Here is a 19,150-nt window from a genome sequence, read left to right as displayed (position 1 = left end):
CGCTCATCGCCGCCGTGTCCGCCAGTCCCCGGAGGCGATCCGAGGCCACCCCATCGCCTGCCCGGCGGGCATCAGGTAGGCCTCGCAGAGCGCGCCCCCGTGGAGCTCGATCGGCTCACGCCTGAAGACGTCGGGGCAGCCCTCGTAGAGGTCGAGCGAGGGCAGCGCCTCCGGGTCCGGCTCGTACAGCTCCCCGAGGACCGCGACCGAGCCCCCGCGCACGAGCGCCGGGTAGGCGCCGAGATCGGCGAGCTCGAACGACGGGGCGGTGCGCGCGTCCCCAAGGCGACGCGCGCGCCCGAGCAGCGCGTGCGCGCGCTCGCCGCGCATCAGCGTGCCGTAGACGAACAGGCGCGCCGTCACCGGCAGTGCTGTTCGACCGCGGCGAGCAGCTGCTCGAGGTTGATCGGCTTCTTGAGGAACTGCGCTGCGCCGAGCGAGGACACGAACTCGTCGCGGCCCGTCGCCGAGATGATCACCACCGGGATCGCGGCGAGCTCCGGATCCTTCTTCTGCTCCGCCCTGAACTGCCAGCCATCCATGATCGGCATCATGAGATCGAGCAGGATGAGCCCGGGTCTCGGATCCGTTCTAAGCGCGCTGAGCGCCTCGCCGCCGTGCGCCGCCGACGCGACGGCGTAGCCCTCCTCCTGCAGGAGCTCGGCGAGGGTCTCTCGAATATCCGGATCGTCATCGACAACGAGGATCCTCTTCAAGGGAGTGGCAGGCACGGTGCATCAACCACTATGCGAAAGCCTGACGTCACGGCGAAACAGGGAAAGCCCTGAATCCCTGCTCGGGTTCCGCTTGATCGGGCTCGTTCTGCGAGGAAGGGGGCGCATGAAGGTCTCTCTACGTCTCTCTCCGGCAATCAGCGCCGCAAACGCGCCTTGGAGCGGAGCCCGCTCCCGCGTCGCTCGGGCCGCCATGCGGCGGCGCGAGGTCGACGTGGGTTGAGCCCGGCAGCTCTGGCAGGCGGGTTCGGGCGTACGCATCACGGGGATCGATCGTCGGCGGTCGAGCCCGATGTTACAGCACGGTGGCGCTCCGGCGAAGCCGCTCTGTACCCGATCTGCGGCCAGCCAGGGTGAGCGCAGCACGGCTTGGTCGCCATCCAGCACGTCATGAGCTGCGATCCTACCACCGACGCCGAGGGGCGCAGCAGCCTGGCGTCCGCCGGAACGACGGCCCGAGGCGCTCGCGGCGTGGTCCGAACGGGCAGCGTCAACGGTCGATGTCTGTTGAGCCGAGCGAGCCGAGCACCACCTTCGAGAGGGTGCCCAGCAGGACGTCGATGTCCACCGGCTTCGGGATGAGCGCGGCCGCATGCAGCCGCTCGGCGATCGCCTGCATCTCGTGGGGGAGGCGGGCCGAGAAGATCATGAGGGGCGAAGGCGTTCCGAGCCCCTCGATCTCGGAGACGAATCGGTCCGTCGTCATGCCCGGCATCGTCAGATCGAGGAGGACCGCGTGGAAGCGCCGCTCCGCGAGCGCATCGAGCACCGCGCGCGCGGTCGCGGTCAGCTCGACCTCGTACCCTTCCAGGGTCAGGAGCTCTTCCAGCATCGTCGCAGTGTCAACGTCGTCCTCCGCAACCAGGATCACGTGCTTGCCACACATGGCTCCCCTCGGCTTTCTTCAGTAGCGGGGGTCGCTCGCCAGGGCAGCGCGCCCTCTCTTCCCCATGCTGGGGGAGGACTGGATGGGCGCTCGACGCCGCCCGAGCCTCCACTGGCCAGCGCAGCGCAAGCAACCTCGGTGATGCGCCCGGTGTGACGAATCGCCCGGACACACCGGAGCGCTCGCCGCGGTGCGCCACCCCCACGACCACGCCGCGAAGTGCGCAGCCCGACAGTCCGCCGCTGTCCGCCGATCCGGTACGTTCCGTTCCCCCTCTCCCGCCCAGGGCAGTATGAAAGCCCGACTGCGCGCCGGATGCAACTCCGGGCAGAAGGAGCAACTCCGGGCGCAAGGAACCGACCGGGGGGCGCCGGGGGGGGGCACCAGGGGGGCGAAGAGCGCGAGCAGAGCGCAAGCAGACAGAGAGCGCGAACGGACTCCCCGACAGGGGAGACACCCTGGTAGACTCTCATGGATGCCTGGCGAACGCCGCGTCGCGCTACTCGCGATGGAGCCAACCATGCCGGACGGGGGGGGAGCGCCGTCCAGCCATGGAGTCCGTCGTGTCGAGGCCTCCTTGCTCGCCGATCCGGACCTCGCCGGCGTGCCGATCCACGTGATCGACGCGCAGACGAGGGATCTCGACGCGTGGGTCGCGGAGGTCGAGACCGTGGACGCGGACGTGGTCGGCCTCGCCGCGCACGTCTGGTCGTTCCCCACGTTCATCGAGGTCGCGCGCCACCTGCAGCGCAACCGGCCGGGGCGCACGATCGCGCTCTGCGGGCCCCTCGCGCGCCCCGCGATGTTCGCGCTCGCGCCCTGGCGCGACGCCACCGCTTGCATCGACGCCCTCGTGCACGGCAACGAGCTCACGTTCCGGAACATCGTCCGGCTGAGCGAGCGCTCTCCCGAGGCGCTGCGCGCTGTGCCGGGGCTGCACGTCTCCACGGCCGGCGGCTGGGTTTCGACAGGCGAACCGCCCTACGTGGCGCCCGACGAGCTCCCCTCGCCGATCCGGATGAAGCTGCTCCCGAGCGATCGCATCGTCCCGCTCGAGATCTGCCGCGGGGGCGCCATGAGCTGCGCGACGTGCGGCGTCTCCACGGGCGACGCTGGCGGCGTCTTCTCCGAGGCCTACCTCGTCGAAGAGCTGAGCGCGCTCCGCGCCGCCGGCGCGCCGGGCGCGCAGATCGTCGACGCCCCGCTCAACCTGAGCGCGGAGGCGTTCCGGAACCTGGTGGCCGCGGAGAAGCAGGTCGGCTTCTTCAAGCAGGCGACGCTGACGGCATCGATCGATCCGGAGCACGTGCACGACGAGCACCTCGAGTTCCTCCGCGGCGTCGCGCGCGTCTCGCTCGACGCGCGGCTGCCGCCGCTCAACAAGGAGACGGGCGACGGCACGCAGCGCCCCTTCAGGGAGTCGAAGTTCGCGAAGGTGATCGAGGAGCTCTCGACGTTCACGGACATCGAGGTGGACATCCTCCTCGGCCTCCCGGGCGACGGTCCGATCACGTTCCGGCGCACGCTCGAGCGCGCGCGCGAGCTCCCGTGCAAGGTCCGCATCTTCCACAGCCTCGTCCTCCCGGACGACCTCATGGTCCGCGCGCCCGCCTCGTTCGAGCTCCGCTTCGACCCGTTCACGCTGATGATGCGCTCCTGCCTCGGCTGGTCCGAGGACGCGCTCTCTCGCGAGCGCAGCCGCCTCATCGAGATGGCCTACCGCGAAGGCGGCGAGATCACGCCGGACATGTGGTCGTTCCCCGGGCCTCGCGAGATGCGGCGGCCCGCGATGCCGCTCGGCAGCGGCGTGGTCCCGCCGGGCGCCGAGATCCGGGTCGAAGGCGCGACGACGCTCGCGCCTGCAGGCCAGGACTTGCAGCGCGTGCTCGAGCTCGGGATCAAGGAGGCGACCTCCGGCGGGTGGACGTTCGTGGAGGCCTCGGCGCGCCCGGGCGAGATCGTCGTCATCATGAAGACGCGCGACGGCGCGCTGGTCGTCGAGATGCGCCCCGCCTCGCCCACGGAGAACGCCTACAAGGTCGTGGACGGCGTCGCGTTCGGCTACCGCTCGCCGCGCGGCGTGAAGATGAGCGACGGCGCGCTCCGCCTGCTCGATCGCGTCCTCCAGCGCCTCCACGCGCCGGCGCGCACGGCGCTCGGCCTGTCGACGCAGGACGGCGGGCCCGGCTCGGCGCGCGTCCGGCGCTTCCGCGCCACGCCCTCGTAAGCCACGCCCTCGTCACCCCCCCTCGACCCGATCGCGGAGCGCGCCGCGAGCCTTCGGCTACTCCTTGCTGCGCAGGGCGGCCGGCGCCCGCGGCGGCATCGAGTCCATGGGACGGGCCCTCGAGAGGAGCTCTCGCCGGAGCTCGCCCAGGCGCGCCGGAGAGAGATCCATGTGGTCCACGATGTACGGGTGGACCTGACGGCTCTTGCCTCGGATGCTCAGCGCGCCGGTCGGCTGCGCCGGGACGCAGTCGTCGAGGGTCGCGTACGTCGTCTGGCAGATGATGATCTTGGAGCCGAGCTCCTTGTTGAACTGCTCGAGGCGCGCGGCCGTGTTCACCGTATCCCCGATGCAGGTGTACTCCATGCGCTGGAGCGAGCCGATGTTGCCGGAGATGACGGTGCCGGTCGCGATCCCGACGCCCATCTGGATCTCGCCGCCGCCGAGGAGCTTCCGCTGGTTCATGCGCTCGAGCGCCTGCACCATCTCGATCGCCGCGATCACGGCGCGCTTCGGCGCGTCCTCGACCGAGAGCGGCGCGCCGAACACCGCCATCAGGCCGTCGCCGATGTACTTGTCGAGGGTGCCCCCGTAGCGGAACACGATGTCGACCATCTCCGTGAAGTACTCGTTCAGGAACGAGACCACGGCCTCCGGCTCGACCGACTCGGTGAGCGGGGTGAAGTTGCGGATGTCGGTGAACATCACCGAGACGTGCCGCCGCGTTCCTCCCAGCTTGAGCCGCCTCGGATCGGACAGGACGAAGTCGACGAGATCCTTCGATAGATACCGGCCGAGCTCCTGCTTCTCGCGCTCGAGCCGGAGGCGGGCCATGGACTCCACCTCGGCCCGCACGACCAGGTTGCGCGACATCCGCGCGATGATGCCGGCGACGACGCCGGGGAGCGCGATGAAGAGGATCTGCTGGCACTGGTCCGCGATGTTGATGGCGTTCTTCCCGTAGACGGACACCGAGCTGATCGGGACCGCGCCGGAGCCGACCGTGACGGCGAGCACGATCGAGTTGAAGACGGCCGACAGCCCCGCCGAGTACAGGCACGCCGCGAGGCTGTAGCGGAAGCCCGACATCAGGTTCCAGAGCACGTAGACGGTCGCGAGGTAGCTCGTGAAGTACTCGATGATCCCCGAGTGGTTCCTCGCCGTCCCCAGGGCCGTGAGCGTCAGGAGCGCGAGATCGACGAAGATGCTCACGTACTTGAGCCAGCCCACGTAGACGCCGGGGCGCAGCCGGAAGAACGTGTAGAGCACGAGCGAATAGGCGAGGTACCCGCCGTTCAGTATCGCGAAGATCTGGTTGGCGGCCGGGGTGTTGATCCGCCACACGTGCATGAAGGTGGCGGCGCTGAGCAGCGCGAACGCGAACCGGATGTGGTTCACGATCTGCTCCCCGCGCATCTCCTGCGCCTCCATGATCCGCGCGATCTCGGGTGACTTCTCGATGCTCATGTGCGCCGCTCCCCTCCGCGCCGCAGCCGAGACCGCGCCGCGGCGAACCCACGCGCGCAGAGCGCGGTCGTGAGCGCTCTGCCCTGGTGGAGCCCCTCGCGACCGCGCTTCATGGGCACCCGGTAGAGCGGCTCCGCAGGCCAGGAGCCGTCCACGAGCTGGCGCTCGCCGAGGTAACGCAGCCCTCGCGTGAGGAGCAGCGGATCGGGCCGCTCCATCATCGCCGCGCCCTCGAGGCACGCGGCCGTGGAGAGCGGCGCCCCGAAGCCGCCGTCGAGCCGCTGCGATCGGAGCATCCGCGACAGCGTCGCGGCCTCGACCGCCGCGACGTCGTCGGCCCACCGCGCGTCCCCCGCCCTCTCCCGGTAAAGCCGCGCGAAGCGGAGGAACGCGAGATCCGTGTACGAGGCATCATAGAAGCAAGCGCCCTCGATGCCGCCCTCCGAGGCGGCGTCGAGCACGCGCCGCGCGTTCGCGTCGATGAGCCGCGCGAACCGCTCCGCGTCGAACGAGAGCAGGCCCACGAGGAGGTTCAGCCGGACGGTCGCGCAGTCGTCGCCGGCCCACGCCACGCCCGGCGTGGTCGGCCCCGCGGGCCCGCGGTAGAACCAGGTCGGAACGACGCCGTCCTCACCCACGTTGGCCAGCATGACCTCGATCCACGACGCTGCCCGCTCCTTCGCGGCGCCCGTCTCGGCGACCAGCTCGAGCACGACGCCGAGGAGGTCGGCGTCCGGCGGCACGTCGCGGAACCCGCCGAAGTAGCGGAGCTCTCCCGCCGGGATCTCATCGAGCAACGCCGCGGCGTCGGCGCGGACGTCGCGCCCGACCTCCCCGATCTCGAGCAGCGCTCTCAGGATCGTCGCCCGGACGAACCAGTGCCCGACCGGCTGCTCGCTCGATCCGAGAACGCCGAAGCGCTGCACCTCCCAGGACTCGCGCCACGGCGCAGCGTCCAGGAGGAACGCGACAGCCGCCTGCAGATCCGCGCGCGCCTCGTCGGGCGGCGCCGGCTCCCCCTGCGCGCGCGGCGGCCCGAGCGCCGCGCCGGGGCCGAGGAGATCGCGGAAAGACATCAGCCCCTCGAAGAAGCGGAGGCGCTCGCCGAGCGCGTCGAGGAATTCGCGCTGCGCCTCGGCGAGGCCGCGCGCGCTCGGGCTCGTTCGAGGAGAGGTGGCCACGACCTCACGGGCCGACGCGAGCGCCTCCTGCATGCGCGCGGCGAGCGCGGCGCGGTACGGGCGGGTCGCGAGCAGGCTGTGGATCTCGCCGCGGCGCACGCGGGACGCGCGCTCGCCCGAGAGCGCGCGGAGCAGCGGAGGAGCGAGCCCCGCGCCGCGCAGCCAGAGCGCGAGGAGCGGCGTGAGCGTCGGCGCTGCGAGGTCAGGAGCGATCGGATCGATCCAGAGGCGCACGAGCCCATCCAGCAGCCAGATCGGCTCGGCCACGGCCTCGCCGAAGCGACGGGCGGGCGCGAGATCGTCGCCTGCGACGAGCGCGGGCGCCGTCCAGAGGGCCACGGCCTCGCGCACGCCGGCGGCGGTGGACGCCGCCAGGGCGCCGGAGCCGTCGATCTCGATCACCGGGTTCTCGCGCCATGAAGCCTCTGCTAGCTCGGCCAGCCCCAGGAGCCACCCGTGCGCGCGCGTGTCGTCCGCGTGCTGCGCGAGGAGACGCGCGGCGATCGCGCCCCGCACGAGCGCGTCCGGAGCGCCTTCGATGCCCCCGGCGGCCACCGCGGCGACCGCCACGGCGGCGTCGGCGGCTGCGTCGGGCGCAGACACCCGCCCGCAAAGCCGCAGCGCCCAGCTGGCCCACGGGATGCTGTACCCGGGCGGTGCGCCCACGCCGCGCTCGATCGCGAGCGCTCCCCACGCCGCTTCACCCCGCTGATGCGCCCCCCCCGGTAGAAGCGCCGACCAGGCGCGCTCGCACGCTGCCCGGTCACCCGGGTCGAGCCATGGCCAGGCGGCGGTCACCCCTCCATCAGGGGACAACGTCACATACCGACTCCGCCCTCACGCGCCGCGGCCGCGATGGCCGCATCGACCGCTTCGGGCGTCGAGGTCGCGGCATCCCGGATGCGCTGGAGCGTCTCCGCCCCGACGTCGTATCCCTCCGCCTGGATGGTGCGCTCGGGATCGGCAAGGAGCTGCTGACGGAAGCTCGAATCCACGACGGCACGACCGATGAGCTCTGCCTCTGATTTCTTCGACGTCACGACTCCTCGCTTTCTCGCCCGGGAGGCTAGGAGACCTCCAAACGGCTAGCAAGTACAAGCAGGCGCGTCCGCGCGTCTGCGCGTCCTCGCGGGGTGTTGCGTCCGCGCGCGGCATACCGGTTCATCGCGGCTCGCCAGCGAGCGCGCTGAAGAACGCGAGGAATACCCGCCGCTGGATCGCGACCATGTACTGCTCGCGCTCCCTGCAGAAACGCGCAGCCTCCGGTAGCCCGAGGGCCCCGGCGGCGACCTCGGCGCGAGCGAGCTCACAACGCGCCTCGTCCAGGATGGCGTCGAAGCCGCCGCGCGCAAACAGCCGCGCGCGCAGCGCCGTCGCGCTGCGCATCGCCTGATCGCGACGAGGCCCGCTGCCAGAGACGACGGCCCCGCTCGGCGGCGCCGCATCCGCCGCAGCAAGCGCCCAGATTCTGGAGAGCACATACGTTGTGTTACCAAAATCACGATCTTTCTCGGCGTGCAGCAGGTCCGCGAACAGCTGATGCGCTGCCACGAGGGCGGAAACGAACTCCTCGAGGGCGGCCAGGTGCTCGGCCTGCGACAGCGCGAACAGGGCCGCCGCCGCCGGGAGCAAGAGCGGGCGCGAGCGGGCGAGCACCCGCCGGAACGTGGCGCCGTCCTGCGGGCCTGCGCCGCGGTGGAGCCGCCGCTCGAGGAGCATCGCCTCGCCGTACCCGAGCCAGACCTCTTCGAAGAGGCCCCAGAACGCGCTTCCGCCGGGCAGCACGCGGGCGAGCAACGCCTGATGGCGAGCGAACAACGCCCCGGACAGGAGCACCGTCGCTGCAGGCTCACCGACCCCTTCGTCCAGCAGGTCGTCCTCGATCCGGACGTGCAGGTACCCGACCGCTGCCGCCTCGGCGAGGTCGGCGGCGAGCGGCGGAAGCGCCGGCGATCCAGCGTCCCGCGCGAGCGCCGGCCCGCCAAGACGCGTCGCGACCCAGAGCGGCAGCTCGAGCACCGGGAGCGCCGTCGGGTGCGAGAAGTAGCCGTCGCCCGGCTCACCCTCGAACAGCCTGAGGCGCGCGGCGAGCTCATCGAACAGCGCACCGAGCTCGCTCCCCAGCCGGGCTCGGAACGACGCGAGCCGCCGCAGCACCTCGGCCTCGAGCGCCGCCTCGACGGCGCCTCGCGCGCCCTCGCCTCCCCCTGCGCGGCTGTCCTCGCTCATCCCACCTCCGGACGGCGCTGGCGGCGCCGACTCGGGCGACGCTAGCACGAGCAGCCTCGTCCGAGGGGGCGGGCGCCGCCGACTTTGCCCCGCGCGCCGCCCGTGCGACACTCAGCGACTTCACGAGATCAGAGACCATGATCGATTCCGAGCGTTTCGCTGGGCGTCACGGGGACATCACGACCGACGCGCGCGCTGACGTCCTCGATTTCCGCGACACCCTCTATCGCCCCACGATGGTGGAAGTGCCTCCGATCATGCCCCCGGAGCGCTTCGTCGAGCACGGCGTGCCCGTGCTCGACCAGGGCAAGAACAACGGCTGCACCGGGTTCACGGTCGCCACCGTGGCGCACTACCTGCTGCGCAGGCGCAAGATCTCGCCGGACCGCTGCCTCGTGAGCCAGAACATGGTGTACACGATGGCGCGCCGCTACGACGAGTACCCCGGCGAGGACGACGCGAGGGGATCCAGCCTGAGGGGCGCCATGAAGGGCTGGCACAAACACGGTATTTGCTCCTATGAGCACTGGCCGTGGGACGCGAACGATCTCCACGGCACGCTCACGCCGGAGCGCGCGGTGGACGCGATGCTCCGGCCGCTCGGCCTGTATCAACGGGTGAACCACAGGGATCTCCCGGCGATGCACAGCGCCCTCGCCGAGGTCGGGATCATCGCGGCCTCTGCGCTGATCCCGTTCAACGGCTGGTATTATGGGACCCAGAGGAACGGCATCATCCCGACGGTCGACAGGACGAATCCCTTCATCGCCCCGTGGGGAGGTCACGCGTTCGCGATCATCGGGTATGACGCGGAGGGCTTCTGGCTCCAGAACTCGTGGGGTGTCGGCTGGGGCAAGGGCGGCTTCGGTCGACTCTGTTACGACGACTGGCTCCAATACGGCTTCGACGCGTGGGTCGGGCGGCTCGGCGTCCCGATCCGCCTGAACCAGGCGCGCTCGCTCCGCCCGCTCACGTCCACCAGCCGGACGTTCGCCAGCCTGCGGCCGCACCTCATCAGCGTCGACATGCACGGCCAGCTCCAGCAGCGCGGAGCCTACGGCACGTCGTCGGAGGACGTCCGCATCATCATGGAAGAAGATTTCCTGAGCGCGACCGCGACATGGAAGCGCCGCCGGCTCGTCCTGATCGCGGGCGGCGGGCTGCGCCGGCAGATCGACGCGATCAACCGGATGTCGCGCCTCCGGCCGAAGCTGCTCGGGCACGAGATCTACCCCATCGAGCTCCTCTGGGAGACCGACCACTACCCGCGCCTCCTCGAGATCCTCCATCGCGCCACGGAGGGGCGCCGCCACGACGGCTACGATCCCAGGGCGTTCGGGTTCATGATCGATCGGCGCGACGACGCCCTCGAGCCGCTCGTCCGCCGCATGGGCGGCAAGGCCGAGTGGGACCGCATGAAGCTGGCCGCGGGCGATGCGACGATGGACGCCGACCACGGCGGCCTGCGCGAGATGATCGGCCGCCTCGCGTCGCTGATGGACAGCGATCCGAAGATCGAGCTCCACCTGGTCGCCCATTCGAGCGGCACGTTCCTGCTCGCGCCGCTGGTCCAGCTGGTCACCTCGGAGAAGGGCAAGAAGATCGAGGGCGGCCCGATGCGAGGTCAGCTCGGGCTCGGGCTCCCCATCGAGTCGCTCTCCCTGCTCGCGCCGGCGAGCGCCCTGGACGCGTTCCGCGACACGTACATGCCGCCTATCAAGAGCGGCATGGTGCGCCGGTTCGCCCTGTTCACGCTCACGGACGAAGCAGAGCTCCAGGACCACTGCGAGGTGTACGGCAGGTCGCTCCTCTACCTGGTGTCGAACGCCCTCGAGCGGCGCCCGCGGGTGCCCGGCACGAGCGGCGTCTCGCTGCTCGGCATGGAGGCGGGGCTCCTCGATCCGGAGAACGCCGACGTCCTCTCGCTGCTCACGGAGACCAAGGACGATCGGCCCGTCGTGTTTCCGAGGGCGGAGTGGATCAAGGGACCCAACACGAGGCCTCCTCCCCACGGCTCCGAGGCGCGGCGGCACGAGGACTTCGAGAACGACGCGACCACGTGGAAGTCTGTCATCGCCCGCATCCTCAACCAGCCGTTCGCCGATCACCTGCCGCCCATGTCGGCGCGGGATCCGTGGTGAACGCGCGCCCCTCACCCCTCCGGACGGCGCCGCTCCGCTGAGCTCAACCCGGGGAGGGCCGGGGCGCCGAGCCGCCCGGACGCGAGCGGCGGCGCGCTCGCGCCGCTCAGGAGGAGCGCGAACGACGCCCGGATCTCCTCGCCGAAGTTGATCCGGAAGAGGCCCATATCGGGGCGGCTGCGGATATCGCGGATCACGTCGCTGGGATCGCAGACCTGGCGCATCCCGATGAGCAGGGCGTACATCCGGATGAGGGTCGGGCCGCCATGGCCGGGAGCGAGGGACGGCAGGCACCGCTCGAGCAGCACCCCGGTGCGCTCGACGTGACCCAGGAGAGAGAGCTTGAAGCGGAGCGCGGCCTCGTAGCTGACGTTCTGCTCGAGCACGCTGTGGAGGATGCCGAGCAAGCGTGTCATCGCGTCGCGCGCGGCGAGGGTCGTCGACAGGATCGAGGCGACGCTCGCCGAGGCGTCCTCGGCAGGCGCCCCGGGCGCGCCGCGGCGGGCCCGCGAGGGCCGAGGGCGCGCCGGGCTCGCATCGCCGCGGGAGGCGCAGAAATGCGTCAGATGGATATCCACATCGTGGAACCACTTCGCGAGCTCTTGATCGACGACCGCGAGAAAGAGCTCTTCTTTCGTGGTGAAGTAGAGGTAGAGCGTGCCCTTTGCGAGGCTGGTGCGCTCGGCGACCTGAGCCATGGTGACCTCGGAATAGGCGGTCTCCTGGAACAGCCGCCAGGCTGCGTCGATGATGAACCGCCGCCGCTCCTCCTTCTGCTCCTCCTTCCTCGCCCTCCGCGTCGAGCTCATAGACTCCCCGGTCTACGATGTCTCCAGAAGCGCCGCAATCCAGACTCAGCGGTCACCACAGCGCGAATTCGAGCCGACGGGCGCGACCAGCGCTCGTCGCGATCGGCGCGCTCACTCAGCAGAGCAGCAAAACGCATGTTGCAGCCGCGGTAGCTGCATTCATCACATTTCGCCGGACACGGTCACACCGAACCCGCGCAGGCCAAGGAACATCGGGGCGATGCCCGAACGCGCCACCCGAGCGACGGTCCTTGAGAAGGCGCGCGCGACCCGCGCCGGGAGCCATCCCGAGCCATCGGGTACGGCGGGAGGCGCGGCGGCGCGCGAGACGCGCGAGACGCGCGGCGCAGGCAGCGCGAACAGGCCAGCGCCATCATTGCAGGGCAGCGCGAAGCAGAGAGGAGAACAGACCACGGTCGCCACCGTGGCGACCACCAATCCCCTCATGATCGCCGAACCAGCGCTCACCGCGACACCCACATCTAACGTAGCGCTGCCACCGGCGATTGTCGTGAGCGACAGGGCAGCAAAATAACGTCGCCGCTGTCCAACACTGGAAGTTCGACGTGGAGAGTCGCTCTTTCTGCGACATCCCACCTCCGCCACGGCCGCGCCAAGTCGGGCGCTCCCTGGATCGCGCTGTTCAGCCGGCGGCCGCCATCGCCAGGGCCTTGTGGATCACGCGGAGCGCGACGTCGGTGAGGCCGTAGGCGGGAAGCTCGGCGACGGGCACGAGGGCCGCCTCGGAGGCGTCGTCTCCTGGAGAGAGGGCGCCTCCGATCGACTCGCACAGATAATCGAGGATCACATAATGATAGGGAGTCGCCACGATCTCCACGACCTCCACGAGGGGGCCGACGCGGACGTCGAGGCCCGTCTCTTCGCGGATCTCGCGGGCAACGGCGTCCGCGAGCCGCTCTCCGGGCTCCACGCGCCCACCCGGGAGCGACCAGGAGCCCGCGAGGGGAGGACGAGCGCGCTTGACGACGAGCACGCGCGGCGCGTCAGGCGCATCGGGCCGGCGATCGACGACGACGGCGCCCACCGCGACGCGCGGGGGCGAGAGGGCGCATGCCGGCGCGTCGCTCACGGGGCGGCAGCTTCCGTGCGGCCGGCCTTGCAGCGGACGTCGCCCGGCGTCGCGACCGCGAGGTCGTACTCGCCGAGCGCGAAATCGCCAGGGATGACGACGGCCCCGTCGTATCGGCCGCGGTCGTCGGTCGACAGCGAGCCGACCGTCACGCCCTGCGGCGCCGCGGTCCCCGTCAGGACCACGTCGACGCGGACGTGCCCGCACGGCGCCCCGGCGCTGCTGACCTGTCCCTGGAGGTGGAGGGGAAAGCCACGGCGGATGTCCTTGTCCAGCGCGGTCACGACGACGTCGGTGCTCTCTGCCGCGCGCCCGGCCGCGTCGCTCGTCGGCGTGGGCGCAGGAGGCGGCGGCACGGCGGCGCCGCTGCTCCCGGCCCCCGGGCCAGCGGGCCCCTGCTGCGCCTGCTCGGCGCGCGTGCGGTCGGCGAGATCCTGGCCCGAGTCGCGCTGCTCCGGCCAGCTGTAGGGATCCGGCGGCGGCACATGGGGCGGGCGGCTCGGATCGACCTCCTGGTCCATGTTGAGGGCGGCCCCCCCGAGGTCGATGCGGTGCCAGAGGGAGCCATCGAAGACCTCGACCCAGGCGTGCGCCTCGTTGACGACCATCCGCGCGGGGATCCCGATGTGCAGGGCGGTGACGAGGAACGCGAAGGCCCGGTGACGGCAGACGCCTTTTCGCGAGAGCGCGAGATCCAGGTAGATGTCGCCGTTCCCCTTGGGCGGGTCGTCCGACGGGGCGAACGACCGGAAGTACTCGACCATCTTCTGTACGACGTCGCGCGGCCGCATCGCAGCCGAGATGCCGATCGCCTGCGCGACCTGCCTGAACGCCGCCTCGTGGGAGGCCTCCGGGGCCGCGCGGAAGGGCTCGAGCTTGCTCCAGCTGACGTCGGCGAACTCGCTGCCGAAGGTCGCGCGGGCGATGGCGAGCTGCACGATGAGCCGGACGCGCGCGCTCTTCGCGCTGCGCACGAACCAGTTGTCGGCGCCGTCACGCAGGACCACGACCGGGGTATCGGGGTTCACGTGCATCCGCACGAGGCGCGTGTCCGGTCCCACCGTCGGGATCCGGACGGGCTCGTTGGGCACGAGATCGACCGCGATGTCCCCGTAGAACGCCTCGTCGCCCGCCGAGACGGAGCCGTCCGCCTTGACGGTCTTCAGGCTCCGATCTCGGACGACGAGCGAGTAGTCCGCCCTCACGGCGTCATACGCTTGCAGCCGCTTGAACGGCGCGGTCGCTGGAGAGAACGGATCGTCGTAGCGCTCGACGTTCGGCCGGCGGGTATCCCGATCCGGCTCGTAGGACGCGTCGGGGCCGGCGTCGGAGCCGACGTTGCTGTAGACCTGCTGCTGGTTCGACGGCGGGCGCTGCGGATCGGGCGCCGTGGCCAGGCCGCTCGGCGTCTGGATCGCCGCGGGGAGCCCGCCGTCGAGCGTCGTCGTGGCGAGCGAGACGTCCTCCGCGGGATCCGGCGCGATGAACTCGTGCAGGAGCGACGCCTGCGCGTCGGCGAGCCGCGATACGGCGCAGGCGAGCGCGAACACGAGCAGGCCGCGCGCCGAGCCGCCGAACCGGCGCCTGGACACGGGGACAGCCGGCGGAGCAGCAGAGCGCAGGCGTGCGACCGGAGAGGACATCAGGGGCCCCTTATGAAACCAGAAACCCCGGTGATGTTCCACGGCGGCGGGTCGGTCGCCGTCAGCTACCGTCAGCTACTTGCCCGACGGCCGCCTCCGATCGCGTCGCCGACGTCGGCGACGTTTATCACCGGTCAGCGCCGGAACTGCGCGGCGTCGGCGTGCTGGCGCCGCGGGTGCGGGGCGGAGCGCAGCCTGTCGATCGCTTCCGTCGACTCTCCGCGCGCGGTGAGCTCGGCGGCCAGCACGTCGAGGGCAGGCTGGAAGATGTCCGTCCGCGCGAAGCGGCCAGCGCGACCGCCCGCGAGCCTCGGCAGGACGGCGACGATGCGCCGCATGCCGTCGGCGTAACGGCGGGAGATGGCCAGCCGATCGATGAGAGGCTCGAGGAAATCGGCGACCGCCGCCGCGCGGTCGCGGACGCCGTCGCAGGCCTCCTTCATCGGCTCGAGGAGCAAGAGCGTCCAGAGGACCGTGTCGTCGAGCGGCCGATCCGCCGCGGTGCGCCGGTCGACGTAGTCGAGCACGCGCCAGAGGCGCTGCCCGGGGCCGTCATCGCCGCGATCGTCGTAGAGCAGCGCGGAGACCTCCGGCAGGAGGACGTCGAGCACCCCGGTCTCCCACGCGAGGTAGATGGTGCGGCGCGCCTGGCCGCCGCGCAGCAGGCGCAGGATCTCCTCCGAGAGGCGCGGGCGCGCCGCGAGCGCGAGCGCGTCCCGGCAGTAGACGACCGCATCGTAGACGTCGGGGGTGATCCCGAAGCCCAGCCGACCAGCGAACTTGAGCGCGCGCAGGATGCGGATCGGATCCTCGCGGAAGCGCGTCTCCGGATCGCCGATCGTGTGGACCACCTGGCGGCGCACGTCCTCCATGCCGCCGACCCAGTCGAGGATCTGCCGCGCCTCGACGTCGTAGAAGAGCGCGTTGATCCGGAAGTCGCGGCGGAGCGCGTCCTCGTGCGCGACGCCGAACGCGTTGTCGCTGCGGATGAGCAGCTCGCTCCCGTCGTCGGAGTCTTCTTTCGGGTTGCGGCGGAAGGTCGCCACCTCGATGACCTTCCCGCCCTGGAAGAGGACGTGCACAAGGCGAAACCGCCGGCCGATGATGCGCGAGTTGCGGAACAGCTCGCGGACCTCCTCCGGCCGCGCGCTGGTGGCGACGTCGAAGTCCTTCGGGCGCCGATCGAGCAGCAAATCCCGCACACAGCCGCCTACCAGGTAGGCTTGAAAGCCGTGGCGTACGAGGCGTCGCACGACTTTCTGGACATCCGGATCGATCCGCGCCTCGTCGAAGACGACCTGGTAGCGGCGCGGGGTGGGGATGTCCTCGTCGACGAACTCGACGCGGAACGGATCTTCGTCGAGGGCGCCTGTGTCCGTCGGCATGAGGTCGCCCTCGGGCCCAGCGCGTGGCCCGGAGGCGCTGCGGCTCTCGTACATCGGGAGTTCGGCGTCTTGGAACGCCGCTGTACCGTTATCAGGTGATGGGGTCGCGCGACCCATAGTCAGCAACCGAGAAAGCGCCAGGCAGAGCCTGGAGGGAGTGGAGGACGACTGGCGCGCGATTCTGGGATCCCAGTACTCGCTGGAGAACCGACCCGCGCAGATGAGGCCCGCGCCCGCGGACCTCCGAACCGAGCCGGGTCGCTCGCCGTGGCCAGCGTCGGCCTGACGAGCGGATCCGGCTGTCGCCCGGAACAAGAGATGGTAACGGCCGTCTAGCAGGGCTTCGCCGTGAGAGCAAAGCCGAGGCGCAGGGAGGGCGACGGAAGCCTCCGGAGCGAGCGGGCTTCACGGTTTGGTGCCCCAGTGCCCGACGCCGGGGGGCGGCGGCGCGCCGGCGTCGGGCGGAACCGCGGAGGACGCCCCGACGCGGGCCTCGGGCGTCGCGAGCAGCGCCTGCCGTAGCTCCGCCATCGAGGCGAACCGGCCGCGGGGATCCTTCACGAGCGCCTTCCGCACGACGGCGTCGAGCTCGCGCGAGATGAGCAGCCCGGGGTGGACCCGGTGCAGCGGCGGCGGCGGCTCGCGCCCGTGCTTCTCTGCGATGGCCGGGTACGGGCCCTGAAAGGGGACGCGGCCCGCGAGCATCTCGTAGAGCACGATGCCCAGGGAGTAGACGTCGGCGGCAGGCGCCGCCGGCGCGCCCTGCGCCTGCTCGGGCGCCATGTACTCCGGCGTCCCCACGACCCGGGGGAGCGGCGCGCCTTCGGCGCCCTGGCTCTGGATGCACGAGAAGCCGAAGTCGAGCAGCTTGACGATCTCGCGCCCGTCGGCCGCGTGCACGAGGAACACGTTCTCCGGCTTCACGTCGCGGTGAATCACCCCGGCGCGGTGCACGGCATCGACGCCCGAGGCGAGGTCGGCGGCGATCCGGACCGCGCGAGACGGGACGAGCGCTCGGGTGAACGTCAGCGTGTCGGCGAGATCGAGCCCGACGAGCAGCTCCATCGCGAAGCACGGCGCGTCGCCGGCGCGCTCGAGCGCATCGACACAGAGGACGTTGGGATGACGGACCCGCGACGCCGCGCCGGCCTCTCGCTCGAACCGCGCGACGAGCAGCGGATCGTCGCGGAGCTCTGCCCGGAGGACCTTGAGCGCGACGCGCGACGTCGCGGCCTCACGCGGCCTGTCGACGCGCTCCGCGAGGTAGACGTGCCCGACCCCGCCGCTGCCGAGCAGCTGCACGACGCGGTACTTGTCGCAGACGAGCTTGCCCACGAGCGCTTCAGCGGCGACGCGAGCGGGAGGCATGAGATCGATCGTAGCGCAGTCGCGCCTGCCGAAGGGCACGGAGGGCACACGGACGCGACGGCGGCGCAGAAGACAGCGCTGGCCAGCCCGCGCGCAGCCAGGAGAGGTTCGCGCCCGTACCGTCGGGCGGCCGCGTCGCGCGCTCCGCGGCAGCACGAAGCTCCGGCCGCGACCGCTTCCAGCGACCGGGCCGGCGCCACGGGAAGACCGTGGCGCAGGGGGATGACGCGCAAAGTCATCGGTGTGCGCGCAGACCTCGTCGTGGCTGCGCGGGCGTGGTCGAGGGTCCCGGGGCCAGGCGAGCATCACGCCGCCACGGCAGGGCCGCGCCGCCGGCCAGCAGCGCGGCGTGCGCTCCGAGAGCGCTGCGAGCTGCCCGCCCTGAACGCAGGCGCGCGTGGATCGCTTGAGCGGCGACGAGGAGGCGGCCACGCTAGGCGGCGCATGACCGACGACCGTCGATCCTCCACCCCGAGCACGCTCGACCTCGACGCCGAGCTGGCCCCCGCGGCGCCGAGCTCCGCAGAGCCGAGCGCAGCAGCCGCTTCGCCCCCGCCCCCGCTGCGATGGAAGAAGAACCTCGCGCTCTTCTGCGTGACGGTCATCTCGGTGTTCGTCGCCGGCACCCTCTGGGCTCCGATCACGCCGGACGACGACAGCGCGCTCTCGTTCGTGAAGGCGCTGCCGCAGACGTGGCCGTTCGCGGTGCCGTTCCTGTCGATCCTGCTGGCGCACGAGTTCGGGCACTACTTCGCGGCGCGCGCGCACGGGGTCGAGGCGTCGCTCCCCTACTTCATCCCGCTCCCCGTGGTGAGCCCGCTCGGCACGATGGGCGCGGTGATCTCGATGAAGGGCAGGATCAAGTCGCGGAACGCGCTGCTCGACATCGGCGCCTCCGGCCCGCTGGCCGGCCTCGCGGTGGCGCTCCCCGTCCTCTTCGTGGGCCTCATGCGCTCGGACGTGCACGCGAGCTCCGGACCTGCGCTGCAGGAGGGGCGCAGCCTCCTCTATCTCCTGCTGAGGCGGCTCGCGGTCGGCCCCATCCCGGAGACCCATGACGTCTTCCTCGGCCCCACGGCGATGGCGGGGTGGGCCGGGCTGCTGATCACGGCGTTCAACCTCTTTCCCGTCGGTCAGCTCGACGGAGGGCACGTCGCCTACGCGTTGTTCGGCAAGCAGCAGGACCGCTACAGCCGCGCCGCGCACTTCCTGATGCTCGCGCTCTTCGTCGGCAACGTCGCCTATTTCACCCGGCGCTTCCTCGCGGAGGGGCTGTCCGACGCGCTCAGCTCCGCGGTCGCGAACGGGATGCCGTGGCTCACGTGGTTCGGCGTCGTCTACCTGATGCTGCGCGTCGGCGGGCGGGAGCACCCTCCCACGGAGCCCGGCGAGCTGTCGCCGGCGCGCAAGGCGATCGCGGTGGTGACGCTGCTCTTGTTCGTGCTCCTGCTGATGCCGACCCCGTTCGGCACTTACTGAGCGCGCGAGCCTCAGGTCTTCGCGGCGCCGAACTTCGACCGGAGCGCGTCGCAGACGGCCGCGGGCGCGTAGTGGCTGACGTCGCCGCCGTGGCTCGCGATCTCGCGCACGAGCGACGCGGAGACGAAGCCGTAGTGGGTGCGCGTCGGCAAGAAGACGGTATCGACGCCGGGGAGCATGTCCGCGTTCGCGTGGGCGATCTGCAGCTCGTACTCGAAGTCGGTCGCCGCGCGCAGGCCGCGGACGATCACCCGCGCGCCGACGCGCTGGCAGTACTGGATGAGGAGCCCCTCGAACGAATCGATCCGCGCGTTCGTCACCTCGCTCGTGGTCTGGCGCAGCAGCTCCAGCCGCTCCGAGTACGTGAACAGCGGGTGCTTCGTCGGATGCCTGCCGACGGCGATGATCACCTCGCCGAACAGCTTCGACGCTCGCTGGATCAGGTCGAGGTGACCGAACGTGATCGGATCGAAGCTCCCCGCGTAAACAGCCAACAGATCCTTGGACATGA

At 71.1% G+C, this 19,150-nt stretch carries 17 protein-coding genes; 3 read left to right on the top strand and 14 right to left on the bottom strand.

Translation table 11 applies throughout. The annotated features are described in order from the left end of the window. Positions 1–3: 3 nt before the first annotated feature. The 3 genes from WMF29_RS09260 to WMF29_RS09250 form a co-directional block, all read right to left on the bottom strand. On the bottom strand, positions 4–363 hold the full coding sequence (locus WMF29_RS09260; protein ID WP_437328492.1) for a gamma-glutamylcyclotransferase family protein: 360 nt from the start codon (positions 361–363) through the stop codon (positions 4–6). Further along, positions 360–716, bottom strand: coding sequence for a response regulator (locus WMF29_RS09255; protein ID WP_044964390.1), 357 nt, complete (start codon positions 714–716; stop codon positions 360–362). The genes WMF29_RS09260 and WMF29_RS09255 overlap by 4 nt, the downstream gene beginning before the upstream one ends. A 508-nt stretch (positions 717–1,224) precedes the next feature. Continuing rightward, positions 1,225–1,620, bottom strand: coding sequence for a response regulator (locus tag WMF29_RS09250; RefSeq protein ID WP_437328491.1), 396 nt, complete (start codon positions 1,618–1,620; stop codon positions 1,225–1,227). Between the two features lie 520 nt (positions 1,621–2,140). Here WMF29_RS09250 and WMF29_RS09245 point away from each other — a divergent pair. Further along, positions 2,141–3,847 carry a B12-binding domain-containing radical SAM protein gene (locus tag WMF29_RS09245; protein ID WP_437328490.1) on the top strand — a complete coding sequence of 569 codons (1,707 nt, stop codon included), beginning with the start codon at positions 2,141–2,143 and terminating at the stop codon, positions 3,845–3,847. A gap of 57 nt (positions 3,848–3,904) precedes the next feature. Here WMF29_RS09245 and WMF29_RS09240 read toward each other — a convergent pair whose 3' ends face one another. The 4 genes from WMF29_RS09240 to WMF29_RS09225 all read right to left on the bottom strand — a co-directional run bounded on the left by WMF29_RS09240 (position 3,905) and on the right by WMF29_RS09225 (position 8,724). Next, complete coding sequence (locus tag WMF29_RS09240; protein WP_437328489.1) at positions 3,905–5,314, bottom strand: adenylate/guanylate cyclase domain-containing protein; 1,410 nt, start codon at positions 5,312–5,314, stop codon at positions 3,905–3,907. Further along, complete coding sequence (locus WMF29_RS09235; RefSeq protein ID WP_437328488.1) at positions 5,311–7,161, bottom strand: hypothetical protein; 1,851 nt, start codon at positions 7,159–7,161, stop codon at positions 5,311–5,313. The genes WMF29_RS09240 and WMF29_RS09235 overlap by 4 nt, the downstream gene beginning before the upstream one ends. A gap of 152 nt (positions 7,162–7,313) precedes the next feature. Then, positions 7,314–7,535 (bottom strand): Franean1_4349 family RiPP, encoded by a 222-nt coding sequence (locus WMF29_RS09230; RefSeq protein WP_272101405.1) that lies wholly within the window; start codon positions 7,533–7,535, stop codon positions 7,314–7,316. 121 nt (positions 7,536–7,656) lie between these two features. After that, positions 7,657–8,724, bottom strand: coding sequence for a geranylgeranyl pyrophosphate synthase (locus tag WMF29_RS09225; protein ID WP_437328487.1), 1,068 nt, complete (start codon positions 8,722–8,724; stop codon positions 7,657–7,659). A gap of 137 nt (positions 8,725–8,861) precedes the next feature. On the opposite strand from WMF29_RS09225, the gene WMF29_RS09220 reads away from it, so the two are divergent. Further along, positions 8,862–10,865, top strand: coding sequence for a C1 family peptidase (locus WMF29_RS09220; protein WP_437328486.1), 2,004 nt, complete (start codon positions 8,862–8,864; stop codon positions 10,863–10,865). Between the two features lie 11 nt (positions 10,866–10,876). Here the strand turns inward: WMF29_RS09220 and WMF29_RS09215 are convergent, their stop codons facing one another. The 6 genes from WMF29_RS09215 to WMF29_RS09190 form a co-directional block, all read right to left on the bottom strand. Continuing rightward, on the bottom strand, positions 10,877–11,674 hold the full coding sequence (locus WMF29_RS09215; RefSeq protein ID WP_437328485.1) for a TetR/AcrR family transcriptional regulator: 798 nt from the start codon (positions 11,672–11,674) through the stop codon (positions 10,877–10,879). A gap of 162 nt (positions 11,675–11,836) precedes the next feature. Next, entirely contained in the window at positions 11,837–12,121 is a 285-nt protein-coding gene (locus WMF29_RS09210; protein WP_437328484.1) for a hypothetical protein, read from the bottom strand. A 196-nt stretch (positions 12,122–12,317) separates the two neighbouring features. Beyond that, a complete protein-coding gene (locus WMF29_RS09205) occupies positions 12,318–12,764 on the bottom strand; it encodes an NUDIX hydrolase (RefSeq protein WP_437328483.1) in 447 nt (148 codons plus the stop codon). After that, a complete protein-coding gene (locus tag WMF29_RS09200; protein ID WP_437328482.1) occupies positions 12,761–14,407 on the bottom strand; it encodes a transglutaminase-like domain-containing protein in 1,647 nt (548 codons plus the stop codon). Before WMF29_RS09200 ends, WMF29_RS09205 begins: the two co-directional genes overlap by 4 nt. A 134-nt stretch (positions 14,408–14,541) precedes the next feature. Then, positions 14,542–15,792, bottom strand: a complete 1,251-nt coding sequence (gene pcnB / locus WMF29_RS09195; protein ID WP_437328481.1) for a polynucleotide adenylyltransferase PcnB — start codon at positions 15,790–15,792, stop codon at positions 14,542–14,544. Positions 15,793–16,197: 405 nt separating this feature from the next. Then, positions 16,198–17,160 carry a serine/threonine-protein kinase gene (locus WMF29_RS09190; RefSeq protein ID WP_437328480.1) on the bottom strand — a complete coding sequence of 321 codons (963 nt, stop codon included), beginning with the start codon at positions 17,158–17,160 and terminating at the stop codon, positions 16,198–16,200. Between the two features lie 444 nt (positions 17,161–17,604). On the opposite strand from WMF29_RS09190, the gene WMF29_RS09185 reads away from it, so the two are divergent. Continuing rightward, the gene (locus tag WMF29_RS09185; RefSeq protein WP_437328479.1) at positions 17,605–18,639 is read left to right on the top strand and encodes a site-2 protease family protein; all 1,035 of its coding nucleotides are present in this window, start codon (positions 17,605–17,607) and stop codon (positions 18,637–18,639) included. An 11-nt stretch (positions 18,640–18,650) separates the two neighbouring features. Here WMF29_RS09185 and coaD read toward each other — a convergent pair whose 3' ends face one another. After that, positions 18,651–19,148 carry a pantetheine-phosphate adenylyltransferase gene (gene coaD, locus WMF29_RS09180; protein ID WP_272101394.1) on the bottom strand — a complete coding sequence of 166 codons (498 nt, stop codon included), beginning with the start codon at positions 19,146–19,148 and terminating at the stop codon, positions 18,651–18,653. Between the last annotated feature and the right edge of the window lie 2 nt (positions 19,149–19,150).

It is taken from the genome of Sorangium sp. So ce381 (assembly GCF_051473845.1).
Taxonomy (GTDB): domain Bacteria; phylum Myxococcota_A; class Polyangia; order Polyangiales; family Polyangiaceae; genus Sorangium; species Sorangium atrum.
This window is presented reverse-complemented; position numbering and strand designations above follow the sequence as displayed.

Excerpts from the sequence above, each read along its gene's own strand:
- WMF29_RS09220 (WP_437328486.1), top strand. The coding sequence starts at position 8,862 with ATGATCGATTCCGAGCGTTTCGCTGGGCGTCACGGGGACATCACGACC.
- WMF29_RS09250 (WP_437328491.1), bottom strand. The coding sequence starts at position 1,620 with ATGTGTGGCAAGCACGTGATCCTGGTTGCGGAGGACGACGTTGACACT.
- WMF29_RS09190 (WP_437328480.1), bottom strand. The coding sequence starts at position 17,160 with ATGCCTCCCGCTCGCGTCGCCGCTGAAGCGCTCGTGGGCAAGCTCGTC.
- WMF29_RS09225 (WP_437328487.1), bottom strand. The coding sequence starts at position 8,724 with ATGAGCGAGGACAGCCGCGCAGGGGGAGGCGAGGGCGCGCGAGGCGCC.
- WMF29_RS09210 (WP_437328484.1), bottom strand. The coding sequence starts at position 12,121 with ATGAGGGGATTGGTGGTCGCCACGGTGGCGACCGTGGTCTGTTCTCCT.
- WMF29_RS09245 (WP_437328490.1), top strand. The coding sequence starts at position 2,141 with ATGCCGGACGGGGGGGGAGCGCCGTCCAGCCATGGAGTCCGTCGTGTC.
- pcnB (WP_437328481.1), bottom strand. The coding sequence starts at position 15,792 with ATGCCGACGGACACAGGCGCCCTCGACGAAGATCCGTTCCGCGTCGAG.
- WMF29_RS09185 (WP_437328479.1), top strand. The coding sequence starts at position 17,605 with ATGACCGACGACCGTCGATCCTCCACCCCGAGCACGCTCGACCTCGAC.
- WMF29_RS09215 (WP_437328485.1), bottom strand. The coding sequence starts at position 11,674 with ATGAGCTCGACGCGGAGGGCGAGGAAGGAGGAGCAGAAGGAGGAGCGG.
- coaD (WP_272101394.1), bottom strand. The coding sequence starts at position 19,148 with ATGTCCAAGGATCTGTTGGCTGTTTACGCGGGGAGCTTCGATCCGATC.
- WMF29_RS09200 (WP_437328482.1), bottom strand. The coding sequence starts at position 14,407 with ATGTCCTCTCCGGTCGCACGCCTGCGCTCTGCTGCTCCGCCGGCTGTC.
- WMF29_RS09240 (WP_437328489.1), bottom strand. The coding sequence starts at position 5,314 with ATGAGCATCGAGAAGTCACCCGAGATCGCGCGGATCATGGAGGCGCAG.